Here is an 11,759-nt window from a genome sequence, read left to right as displayed (position 1 = left end):
CTTATCATTTTTCTAAAACTAATCTATAAAAATTGCAGAATACACTAACTTCTTTGTTTTTTATAGATATTTAATGAGGTCTGCTTAGTTATAATTCGCATTTTTAAAAAAATTCATATAGGATGAATGAATACCTATTGTTATTATTAAGTTTATTATATGTCCATCATACGACAAGACCCTAAATCGAAAGCATCTAGAAAGGTTTCTATTGCAAGTTTTATTGGCACAACAATTGAATGGTATGATTTTTATTTATTTGGCACTGCTTCCGCTTTGTTTTTCAATGTTCTTTTTTTTCCTAAATTTAGTCCCGTAGCAGGAATCATGGCTGCATATGCAACTTATGCTGTTGGTTTCTTTGCCAGACCTCTTGGGGGTATTATTTTTGGTCATTTTGGAGATAAATTAGGTCGTAAGAAGATGCTGATTACGACATTGTCTTTAATGGGTGGCTCTACGTTTTTGATTGGCTTACTTCCTACTTATAATACAATTGGTATCTTTGCACCTCTCTGTCTCATCCTTTTACGATGTATTCAAGGAATTGCAGTCGGAGGTGAGTGGGCTGGTGCGGTTGTTATGTCTGCTGAAGTAAGTAGGGAAAAAGAAAGAGGTTTTTATTCAAGTTGGCCAAACTCTGGAGCCCCATTTGGTTTAGTACTTTCTATTATAATATTACTTATTTTCTCTTCTCTTCCCAAAGAGCAATTTTTGTCTTGGGGCTGGCGTATTCCTTTTTTATTGAGTTGTTTTGTAGTGTTTATTGGTTTTTATCTTCGCTTGAAAGTTATGGACAGCCAGGTTTTTGTGAAGGCTATGAAGCATAAACGCCCTCCTAAAGTCCCAGCTTTAGAAATGCTGCGCTCTCATTTTAAAAACTTTCTTTTGGCGATAGGTGCACGTTTTATAGAAAGCTCTTCTTTTTATGTATTAACCGTTTTTATATTAAGTTATGGAACAATCCAACTGCAATTATCAAAAACACTTTTACTCTATGCAGTAATGACGGGTGCTATTTTAGAAACATTTTGCATTCCTTTTTTTGGAAGACTATCGGATAAGATTGGACGTCGCCCGGTGTATATTTCAGGTGCTGTATTGATGGGATTGTTTGCTTTTCCATTTTTCTGGTTATTGCAAACTAAAAACCCTTCTTTGATTTTTTTTGCTGTAATATTTGGCATGTGCTTTGCTCATGCAGCAATGCATGGAGCTCAAGGTGCATTTTATTCTGAGCTTTTTAAAACACGTATTCGCTATAGCGGAACGGCAATTGCTTATCACTTATCCGCAGCGCTCTCCGGTGGTTTAACTCCATTGATTGCGACTGAAATAGTCCATTCGACAAATGGAAAAACTTGGCCAGTTTCCATTTATCTCATTCTGATGGCTATAATAACCATTGTATGTGTCTATTTAGCTGTAGAAAAGGCTCAAAAGGATATTTCCTCATAAATCAGAAAAGCCTTTATCTTTTCTAATTGCAAGATGAGTCCTTTTTCTTTTTCGTCTAAATAGTTCAAGAGCGAGGAAAAAATGGAAGATATTTGGAATGCAAAAATATACAGTCAATTTTTAGAATTAAGAACACGCCCTGCCCTCGATTTACTCAATGCAATTCCTTCTTCATTTCAACCTAAGATAGTTTATGATCTGGGCTGCGGCCCAGGAAATAGCAGTATATTATTAAAGCAACGCTGGCCTTCAGCCGAAATAATAGGGATAGACTCTTCGGCTGATATGTTGAATAAAGCCCGATCGACTTACGCCGACATTGAGTTCATTCAAGGTGATATTGCACACTTTTCTCCTCCAGAAAAAATTGATTGTATTTTTGCAAATGCATCATTGCAATGGTTATCCGAACATCGTTCTTTAATTCCCAAACTATTAGGATTGCTTAATTCTGGTGGTATATTAGCCATACAAATGCCAAATAATTTTCATTTACCTACTCATCAAGTCATTATTAAATTGCTACAAACGCATCATGAATGGAGACCCTTTTTAAAGCAATTAATTTATGGTGAATTAAGTAAACCTCTTTATCATTTGCCATCCTATTACGATTTACTAAGCGCATCATCTTACACAGTACACTTATGGGAAACAATTTATTACCAGGAAATGGAACATTTTCAAGCGATATTTGATTGGGTTAAAGGCACTGGATTAAGACCCATATTGACAAGCATGAATGAAATGGATGTCCAATTATTTAGTAAAAAATATATTCAGGAAATTTCAAAAAAATACCACTTGCAAAAAAATAATAAAATTTTGCTGCCTTTCCAAAGAATATTTATGATTGGCTCTAAGAAATAACACCTCATTTTTTAAGTAGTCAGCAGACACTCTTTGATGAGACACTTAAACGTCATCTTATTTCAATATCTATTTAGAGGGTATGCTTGCTTCTTTTAATGAAAGGCTGGATTTTCGCGCAACTTGCGCTCAAATCCAACCTTTCGGTGCATGAGGCATGAACACTCACTATTTCATAGACCAATTTGAAATGTGACATCAATCGCTGAATGATCGGAAGGATTTCCTTGTATTTGTGTGTAAAGCGATGCATTTTTCAATATTGCTTGGCGAAAATAAACAAAATCAATTACAGCATTTCCAAAGGTTGGGCCTATAAAAGTTCCATTGGATTTCACAGCAGCCAAACCATAATTAACAAAAGTTGACTCCATGATTTGAGCTTGATTTAAATTATCTTGAAGATTATTAAAATCACCTGTAATAAACGTTGGAATTTTTACGCGAGCAGAATACTCTTCCATAAATGCACTTATTGCTCGTGCATCATTATTATGAGCAGACACTTGCCCGCCAACACAATCGGCATGTCCGCCCCATGCAATACAAAGATGGGTAGTCCCAAGGGCAACAATCTCACCACTTTTTAAATTCTTGAATTGAGAAAATACCGCAACCCTCCGACCTCCTCCATCAGAAGTCATTGGTATCGTTTTTTGACTATTTTCTACCATAGCCCAACGAGAACTATCATAAAAAATAGAAGCATCCTCTCTTATTCCAGCTATTTTATATTTTTGGTCCAGCTTATAAACGCTGTCCATCAATAAGTAGTCATTTTCTTGAGTGGTAATAAAATCAAAATTATGTTCGTTAATGTAAGAGGTCATCCGAACAATTGGGGGAGGATTCTTTTTTTTATCCATAGTAGACCAAGAAAATAAGTTCGCTTGCAGAATATGCACCGCCGTTGCATTAACTTTTGTCGCAATCAATATACTTGACAAAAAAATAGAGATGACAAATTGCCAAAAGTATTTATTTACATATTTCATAAACATAAAGCCAGTAAAATAAATGAAATACTATAGCATAAAAAGAACATAAAGATCTTTTTTTGTTAAATTTCAATATAAAAACAACAAGCCTATTGTAAACTCAACTAATAACTGCGTTGCTGGGGAATAATACACTCCGAATTTATAGTAGGAACGAATGACTGGGCTTTTTTACAATCCTTTGCATAAAATATTTGTTGATAAACTCGAAGATTCATAAACTTGCCTTCCTCATTTTGGTCAGAATAAACCCATAGATATGTTCTCAGAGGGTCTAATGCAATCGAGCCTGCATTTGGAAGTGTGTTAGGAAAATACTTTAATAAGGGGGTAAAATCTTTAAATGGAACTTTTGACTCCGGTGGCTTAAGCCAACCCATCAATTTTTTATAGTCTTCTTCTGTAGGGTTCAAACCTTGCTTATCCCATGCGATAACAACAGAATATTGGGCTGAATTTCCACTATAATCAAACAATTTTTTCTTGGCATCAGCAGTCCATTGAAAACTACTCCAATATTGACTTTCACCATTATCAGTACTAATTGGAATTCCTAGACTTTGGCTAAGATTTTCTACGGTACTGTATGGATTTGGACTTGGATTAGGATTAGGATTTCGAGGCGAAACATCTCCCCCTTTATTACTAATACTTATAATTTTACCGATAGGACACACACAAGCCTGGCTTTTGTCTTTACCTACACTATGAGTATCACCCCATATATAATTTTTAAATAACATAACATATAGCTCGGCGTGTTTTTTTCCTTCTGCAGTCAGTGCATGTTCTCCCGATGACGTATCCTCTGCATGGCGAATAACAAATACCACAGGCATACATCCATTAGTATTTCGAAAAACTCCCTGAAGGCTACAAGCAGAATCATCGGAATCAGATGACCAAACATTAACAGAAATTAGCCCCAAAAAAAGAACACAAACGAATTTCATACTTGCAATCCAATTGAACCCGTATTAAATAGTTTAGCTCAGGAAAAGCAATACAGGGGCACTTTTATCTACTATTAATGCTTTGTTTTTATTCAGACAGTGCCGCAGTAACAAAACCAGGAAGAATAAGTTTGTCTGCTAATTTCAATCTTTTAGCTAACTCAAAGGCATTTTGTGCTGCTTCAAACTGGCCATTTTTCTCTGCTGAGTCGATAAAGCAAGCAAATGTTAATTCATCAGCTAATTGCAAAACTATGGCTTGTTTAAAAGCATTTTGTGCTGCCCCAAAGTGACCATTTTTTCCTGCCGCATCAATAAAACTATTAAAAGTATAACAATCACACGAGTTCCATTTCTTTGCTAATTCAAAAGCATTTTGCGCAGCATCAAATTGTCCATTTTTTCCTGCCGCATCAATGAAACTGGCAAAAGTAACTTTATTTGCCAAGTTCCATTTTTTAGCTAACTCGAAAGCTTTTTGCGCCATTTCAAACTGCTTGTTCTTCCCTGCTATGCTTATAAAACTATTAAAAGTAACTTCGTTGATCAACTTCCATTTTTTAGCTAACTCAAAAGCATCCTGTGCCGCTTTAAATTGTCCACTCTTTCCGGCTAAATCAATAAAACTGGCGAACGTGATCTTATCTATTAATTTTCTTTCCTTAGCCAGTTCAAATGCATTTTGCGCTACTTCAAACTGGCCATTCTTTCCTGCTGCGTTAATGAAACTATTAAAAGTAATCTGATTTGCTAACTGCAAGAGTTTAGCTAATTCAAAGGCTTTTTGTGCTTCATCAAACCGCTCGTTTTTTCCTGCCGCATCAATAAAACTCGCAAAGGTAACCTCATTGGCCAGTTTCCAATTTTTAGCTAACTCAAAAGCATATTGCGCCATTTCAAAATGCCCGTTTTTTCCTGCTACATCAATAAAACTGGCGAAGGTAACTTCATTGACTAACTTCCAATTTTTAGCTAACTCAAAAGCATTTTGTGCTGCTTTAAACTGCCCATTTTTACCTGCCACATCAATAAAACTAGCGAAGGTAACTGCACTGGCTAATTTTAATTCTTTAGATAATTCAAAAACATTTTGAGCAGTCTCAAATTGTCCATTTTTTCCTGCAGCAACAATGAAGCTATTGAAAGTAATCTCATTCGCTAAATTTCTTTTTCGAGCTAACTCAAAGGCATTTTTTGCCGCCCCAAATTGTCTATTTTTCCCTGCCATTGTAATAAAGCTATTAAAACTAGCCTCATTAATTATTTCCCTTGTAATTAATAAATTATGGACAGCACATGTGAAAGCCCAATTTCTATTAAACTTATTCATTAGCTGATTGCAAACAACTACATCAATACTGTTTTCTGGTGCATTTTTTAAAATATCCAAAATAAGTGATAAATTTTTTTGGTAACCAATTTGCTTACTGAGTTCTATCGCTTCCTTAACATTCTTTTTTACAGTTACTTTATCTCTTAAGATTTTTATTATTTCTTCAAACATTATAAGTCCCTACTCTAGTAATTTTTGTTAAATTCTTAGCCAGAATCAATTTGAAGTCCTTGACTAAGTACATTTAAAACATCATGTTACTATTTAACCTAATTGAGCAATATAATTCCAATTGATTATGTTTATATGTGATATACGCCTGTTAAATATATTTTTAATTTCAATTAGTTATAAACGATATAAGTAATTTTAAGCTAAAAAATCTCTCTTCTTAGATTCATATGGAATAAAATAGAATGCATAAAGATTTATACGTTTTTTCTGAGCGTTGGTTTTAAATCATTTTGAAGTAGCTGAAACAACTATTGCAGGAATTGAGTTACATCGAAATGTAAAAGAAAGGAAAGATGAAAAATGCCGGATATACTCAAGTTTTGAACATTAAGCGGGTAAAAATATTTTGCCAACTCAGTGGAGGGATGATTCATTACAGAAAATCAAATTTATTGCCCCACGTCTTGATCAGCTATAGATCCTAAGGAAACAACATCATCGTAAATTTCAATTTGAAACCATTCATTAAAAACATCAAGATCGTTTAGATCTGAAGGCCATTGTAATTGGGGATCCTCAATCTCAAGAGCACCTAACCAAGCAATATGTTCATACTTAATAAGTGTATCAATATGCTCTTTTAAAAAAAGATTAATCTCATCCTTATCAGTTACTGATGTTTCAACCATGATGGTAGTTATAGAATCAAAAAATTCAACAGGAGGTTTATTTTTTATTAAATTCAACATTGGTTTAATATCTTTTTTTCCTATTTTTATTAACCACTCTGTTAACTTTTTTCCGGGGGAAATCTTCAGATAAAGACAATTCGATCGACCCTTGGCAAAAGATAAATGATGTACAAAGAAGAGATAAGAGAAATACTGTAACAATACTTGAGTAATTTCTTGATCTTGGGGTATTAGCGCATCATACACCTCTTTAGGACCAAACCATTTTTTAAATTCATATTGTAAAATTTGTTTGCTGTTACTAGTTAGTTGCAAGAGGAAATCATCTTTTTGTGGGATATCTGTTATAGGAAACAAATAAAGAGTTTTTTCATTTCGCATTATCACTGATAAAATACCCTCTTCATTGGCGCTTTCTACAATTTCAGCAAGCTCATCATAAGCACCTGAATTATGTGGTTCCTTATCATATTCGCTCATTATCGAACCATATAAATTAATAAACAAATCGCTTGGTGTGAAAGCTGCCATCATCCTGGAGGTAAAGATACTCATAAATTATTCTCCTTATCAAATGTTAAGGCCTTTATTTTCTTTAGGTGTTTTATCCCACCAGCTAAAGTAACTTCCAATATTACTGACAATATTTTTTACTTGATCTTTTATTCCGGGTTGTATATTTTCTTTAACCATTGCCTTTACAACTTCCTTACCACCAGTTACTTTTAAAATATCATTTAAACCACTCGCTTTAATAATTCCTCCAGTAATTTCTTTAGTTACCTTAGAAACTACTCCTGATTCCAATTTTCCAGAAGAAATTGTATCAACGATTTTCATGCCTGTTTTCAAAGTAGTATTAGCACCAGGAACTTGCGATACCACATTTGTTACGAGTTTTGTCGTTCCAGAAACCAATCCTTTTTCTTTAAAAGTAGTAATATTATCTTTAACCATTTCGACTCCTTTCGATAAGGTATCATTAATTTGTTGATCCACCAGACTTAATTGCTTCACTAGCACATTACTTCCAGCTTTCTCCATCTCCTCTTTTATTTTTGGAATTTCTTTCGTTATAATTTTAGCTTTTTCGTTACGCGCATCCTTCAGATTTTTTTTCAACTCCTCAACGTCAGGAAATTCATCGCGATCTTCTGGATGCTCCTTTATATGCTTTAGCATGTCTTGTGTTTTGTTTATTGTTTGCTCCAACTCCTGCTTGCGTTGCTCTAGTCCAACCAGATCCTGTTCTAATTTTTTTTGCTTATTGATATTTCCCTCATCCATCTTACTCGCTACATGAGTGATCCCTTTAACAGCCAATGCGGTCACAGTTATAGGCACTATCTCGCCTATGAAAACACCAACCATCGCTGTTTTTTTTACATAGTTAATCCCTGTTTTTACAACCCCCCGCCTACTACGGTCCAAAATGCCTTCATCGTCTTTTTGTTTCATGACAACCACCACAACAGATTAAATTCAAATCTAAATGTTTAAGTTTTATTCATAATGTATATTTTAGATCACAACAAAGCGTATCGCCATCTGATTTGTATTTTGTCAAGCTTAGAAGTGAAAAATTAACTCACTAGTCAAAATGCTTCTCCTAAAGAAGTTTTTGATCTCGTTGTTTTTTTGCGAGTTCGGGCTTAAATTTTTTAAACGGTTGTATTTCAATCGATGATAGAGCAAGACATAACCCATCATAAAATAACTGATTTATATAAATGTGGAGGGACATTGCAAAGCAGTGATTACTGAGAAAAACTGTAGGACGAATTACTATGCGATGTGTTATAGAAGCGTTTTCAATCCTCACTAAGTAATATTAAGTGAGGATTTTTGTTTTTAGGATTCGACAAACAAGCTATCCATATTGTCACAAAGCTCAATAGATATCTTACCCAATTATCGCACTTACGAAAGTAGGATAAGTTTAAAATTTGCCCACTCCTATTTGACAGTCACTTTGATTGCGTGATCTTGAAGAGTAGGTTCCGTTTCATCGACCTCTTCTTTCAAATCATTCAAATCCAATTTGAATTGTTGTATTGCATTAACAAGCGGTGTGTCTTTAACCGTAGCAAGTTCTTTTTCAGTAATATCAGGAATATCAAATAAGTCTTCTTCTGATTTAGTTTCTACTAATTGCTCAAGTCGTTCAAATCCTAACTTTTTAAGGTAGGTTTGAACTGCTACGCCAAATTCTCCATTTTCGATACACCGTTTATGGATTGCTAATTTATTGCACTGTTCTTCAGTAATTGTTTTACCCTCTTTGATACTTTGTAAAATATCAATTAAAACATCAGAAGCAATTTTTTTAGCCCGCTTACTCCAACTCCAAAAATTGTACATTGCGATTTCAGGTTTTTCATTTCTTGCCTGATAGTATTTTTGTACTGCTTCTATAAATTCAGTAATATTATCTTTTGGAGGCGTAATCTCAAGAATATTATCTTTGAGAGAGTCAATCTCAAGTGGTTTATCTTCAACTTTAGTGAGTATATAGTCTTCAATAACCTGTATTTTGAGCATTTCTTCTATATTTACCGGACATTGTTGTAAAAATAGCCCCATTTTTTGAATCATTATTTCATATTCGTCGAGTTCAGTCGATTTTACAGAATTAATATCAATCCAGCTGTTTTCTAAGTTTTCTTGTAAAATCAAACTCTCTTCAACAGATACTTCATTTTTAATTTTTATTTCTTCTGATAAAAATCCTGAGCTCACAATTTTAAGAATTTCCTCAATCTTTTTCATATGGATGGATAAATTCTCTAAATATTCTGGAATATTGTCTTCTTTAATAAAAGATTCAGAAGAAAGAAATTTGCGGATGAGTTTCGCTTTTGTTTCTAGATTATTTATTGCAAGAACAAGTTCATTACAACGTTGTTGAACAATTAAATCTTCGTGTGCCTGTTTTAATTTGGGATCAATCTTTCGTTGTAACTCAAATAAATCTCCGATTCGTGAAATTGCTTCAATATAAGCTTTAGGAGTGTTAGCAACATCAGAAATTTGTTTCAATGTTTCTAAGAATTGTTGATAGGCTTCAACAGTATAACCTTTACGTAATGTCTCAATATTCAATAATAATTTGGATTGCAGTTTCATTTGACTTTCAACAAGAATATTAAGTACATAAGGATCAACTTCATCCAGCAAAAGTCTAATATTTTTTAAATATGTTTTAAAATCAAGCGCAATATAACTTTCTATTTCCAAATCTTTTGCGACTGCAGTAGAGGGTGGTGTCATTATTTGCTCTAGAACAAACTCATCACCGTTATCAAAATTTGACTTTAAAGCCCCTAAATATTCTTTAATTTTGAGCCAATTATCATCATTTAAAGTCACTTGCATCGCGCCGTATTTATCAGGTGTCACATTGCCAGTTTCAGTAAGTAATTTTGCCTGATAGACAGGGTCGCTAAAATATAATGATCCCGCTGCAGTGAATGTATCTGAAGCACCTATTAAAGAATGTCCCTGGCCAAATTGATCCGTATCTGATTGAATACTCTCATCTTCTTTACTATGTCCCCAGATGGCTTCTAAAATTGAAGAAGAAGGAGCGCTTTGCTCTAAACCTAACATCATTAACTGATCTGGAGCATAATGATGGAAATACATATGACCGCTAAAACCATTTTTACTGATATTCTTGCCAATCAGATTCTTTTCACCCGCTCCACCCATGGCAATATTTACACCAAAATCATAGGGCGTTTTAATAAGAGTAGGTATTTGGCCCATAACACCGAGCATAAAACCTTTTAGTTCCGTAACTTTTTCCCCTTTACGAATGACCCCATGAGTTGCGGATCTTGAAACAACACCCTGTTTCCATGCTTCAGGAAAAAATGCTAAAAACTCTTTTAGATTTTCTGTTGATAAATTCTTATAATCAACGATGACTCGACTAGCATGTGATAAATAATCAATCGATGTGAGTGCATCGCTTGGATTAGTGAGTTCTTTATTTTTAACCAATGAAGAACGTGTTTTAAAATCACCTTGAGCAACACAAGCCAATAGTAATTTAGATATATTAGCACCCGTATCATCTGAAGCATTATGTTTAAATGTTTTTAACCACTGCTGCGCGACTGCTAATTGATCTTCTTTAATGCTATTTTTAATAATGGTGGTCTTTGCTTTGAGTACTTCTGGTGAATCTTTTGACATCGTATTCTCTTTCGTAATTTTATTTAAGCTAAAACTAAATAAATATAAATTTTAGTGGATTATATATCACGTTAATTAACAGAATATTAATAACTGAAAGTCTTGAACAAATTCACCTTTATACGGGACAATTTTTTAAAATCAGCCTTTTGTAGGTTTAATAGAAATACAAGCTAAATATTTTAGAAACAATTTGGTATTGATTTTAAAGTTAGTTAGAAAGTCGCGCAGAGCATCTAGGCCAAGCCTAAAAAAGCTATTTTGAGGCCTTTTTTGATTTCGCAATTTTTTAAGAGGGATTGGTTTTAATAGAGCGTTCCATTCACCGATTTTATGAGCCCAAGCAAATCCAATAGCAAGAAGAGCGATAAGTTTTTCAATTCGCTTTGGGTCAACGATATGAGTTTCTTCAAATCGCCATCCTCTAGATTTCAAGGCACAAAATAGGGTTTCAATTTCCCAGCGGCGCAAATAACAAGCAATGGCATTTTTGGGATTTTTATTAGTAACAACGATGAGGAGTTCATCACGAGAGTTTTTACTGCCTGCTAAATAGAGAAGCTGTCCAAACACATGAACCCTCATGCCAAATACCTGTTGTTGGAAAGGAGCAAGATGAGAAAATAGTTGTGCTGAGGTTCGGAGTTTCTTTTTTCCAATACAAACGTCTATATTACCCTTGGTTCTTAAATAAAAAGGGATATTTTCAGCGACTAACCATGAGATGAGTTCTTTATTAGGAAATTCACGGTCGGCCAAGATACCTTGAATAGGCTCTTTGCCAAAAAGAGTAATAAAGCGTGAAATCAATTTAATTTGCTCTTTTGCCGTGGTATTACCTGCTTTATTTAAGAGCGTCCAAAACAAGGGAATAGCCAGGCCCTCATAGCAAACCGATAACATAAAAATATTAATTTTTGATTTGCCCCAGTACCAATTCGTTCTATCTATGGCGAGATAAACTGACTTCGATTGAGAAAAAAATAATAAATAAAGCCAGCGAGAAATTGAGTCAAAACCAAATGAAAATCCAGAAAAAAATCGCTTTACTCGTTTATAGCGTGACTCAATTAATACTTCT

At 34.1% G+C, this 11,759-nt stretch carries 9 protein-coding genes; 2 read left to right on the top strand and 7 right to left on the bottom strand.

From position 1 onward, the window contains the following. Nucleotides 1-159 precede the first annotated feature (159 nt). Both Lsan_RS16325 and Lsan_RS16320 read left to right on the top strand, forming a co-directional pair. The gene (locus tag Lsan_RS16325; RefSeq protein ID WP_058515186.1) at nucleotides 160-1,458 is read left to right on the top strand and encodes an MFS transporter; all 1,299 of its coding nucleotides are present in this window, start codon (nucleotides 160-162) and stop codon (nucleotides 1,456-1,458) included. Between the two features lie 81 nt (nucleotides 1,459-1,539). Continuing rightward, entirely contained in the window at nucleotides 1,540-2,328 is a 789-nt protein-coding gene (locus Lsan_RS16320; protein WP_058515185.1) for a methyltransferase domain-containing protein, read from the top strand. 173 nt (nucleotides 2,329-2,501) lie between these two features. On the opposite strand, the gene Lsan_RS16315 is transcribed toward Lsan_RS16320, so the two are convergent. The 7 genes from Lsan_RS16315 to Lsan_RS16285 all read right to left on the bottom strand — a co-directional run. Next, the gene (locus Lsan_RS16315; protein ID WP_058515184.1) at nucleotides 2,502-3,323 is read right to left on the bottom strand and encodes an exonuclease/endonuclease/phosphatase family protein; all 822 of its coding nucleotides are present in this window, start codon (nucleotides 3,321-3,323) and stop codon (nucleotides 2,502-2,504) included. Between the two features lie 107 nt (nucleotides 3,324-3,430). Further along, the gene (locus tag Lsan_RS16310) at nucleotides 3,431-4,279 is read right to left on the bottom strand and encodes a hypothetical protein (RefSeq protein ID WP_058515183.1); all 849 of its coding nucleotides are present in this window, start codon (nucleotides 4,277-4,279) and stop codon (nucleotides 3,431-3,433) included. Between the two features lie 88 nt (nucleotides 4,280-4,367). Continuing rightward, the gene (locus Lsan_RS16305) at nucleotides 4,368-5,783 is read right to left on the bottom strand and encodes a pentatricopeptide repeat-containing protein (RefSeq protein WP_058515182.1); all 1,416 of its coding nucleotides are present in this window, start codon (nucleotides 5,781-5,783) and stop codon (nucleotides 4,368-4,370) included. 452 nt (nucleotides 5,784-6,235) lie between these two features. Continuing rightward, complete coding sequence (locus tag Lsan_RS16300; protein ID WP_058464425.1) at nucleotides 6,236-7,033, bottom strand: hypothetical protein; 798 nt, start codon at nucleotides 7,031-7,033, stop codon at nucleotides 6,236-6,238. Between the two features lie 15 nt (nucleotides 7,034-7,048). Beyond that, a complete protein-coding gene (locus Lsan_RS16295; RefSeq protein WP_058515181.1) occupies nucleotides 7,049-7,936 on the bottom strand; it encodes a hypothetical protein in 888 nt (295 codons plus the stop codon). Between the two features lie 498 nt (nucleotides 7,937-8,434). Next, nucleotides 8,435-10,678, bottom strand: coding sequence for a hypothetical protein (locus Lsan_RS16290; RefSeq protein WP_058515180.1), 2,244 nt, complete (start codon nucleotides 10,676-10,678; stop codon nucleotides 8,435-8,437). 141 nt (nucleotides 10,679-10,819) lie between these two features. Then, nucleotides 10,820-11,759, bottom strand: a 940-nt coding sequence (locus Lsan_RS16285) for an IS4 family transposase (RefSeq protein ID WP_162265618.1), incomplete at its 5' end; no start/stop codon positions are given.

This window comes from Legionella santicrucis (assembly GCF_001468135.1).
GTDB classification, from domain to species: domain Bacteria; phylum Pseudomonadota; class Gammaproteobacteria; order Legionellales; family Legionellaceae; genus Legionella; species Legionella santicrucis.
This window is presented reverse-complemented; position numbering and strand designations above follow the sequence as displayed.

Bases quoted from the DNA above. Each gene is read 5' to 3' on its own strand.
- Lsan_RS16300 (WP_058464425.1), bottom strand. From the start codon at position 7,033: ATGAGTATCTTTACCTCCAGGATGATGGCAGCTTTCACACCAAGCGAT.
- Lsan_RS16325 (WP_058515186.1), top strand. From the start codon at position 160: ATGTCCATCATACGACAAGACCCTAAATCGAAAGCATCTAGAAAGGTT.
- Lsan_RS16315 (WP_058515184.1), bottom strand. From the start codon at position 3,323: ATGAAATATGTAAATAAATACTTTTGGCAATTTGTCATCTCTATTTTT.
- Lsan_RS16305 (WP_058515182.1), bottom strand. From the start codon at position 5,783: ATGTTTGAAGAAATAATAAAAATCTTAAGAGATAAAGTAACTGTAAAA.
- Lsan_RS16290 (WP_058515180.1), bottom strand. From the start codon at position 10,678: ATGTCAAAAGATTCACCAGAAGTACTCAAAGCAAAGACCACCATTATT.
- Lsan_RS16295 (WP_058515181.1), bottom strand. From the start codon at position 7,936: ATGAAACAAAAAGACGATGAAGGCATTTTGGACCGTAGTAGGCGGGGG.
- Lsan_RS16320 (WP_058515185.1), top strand. From the start codon at position 1,540: ATGGAAGATATTTGGAATGCAAAAATATACAGTCAATTTTTAGAATTA.
- Lsan_RS16310 (WP_058515183.1), bottom strand. From the start codon at position 4,279: ATGAAATTCGTTTGTGTTCTTTTTTTGGGGCTAATTTCTGTTAATGTT.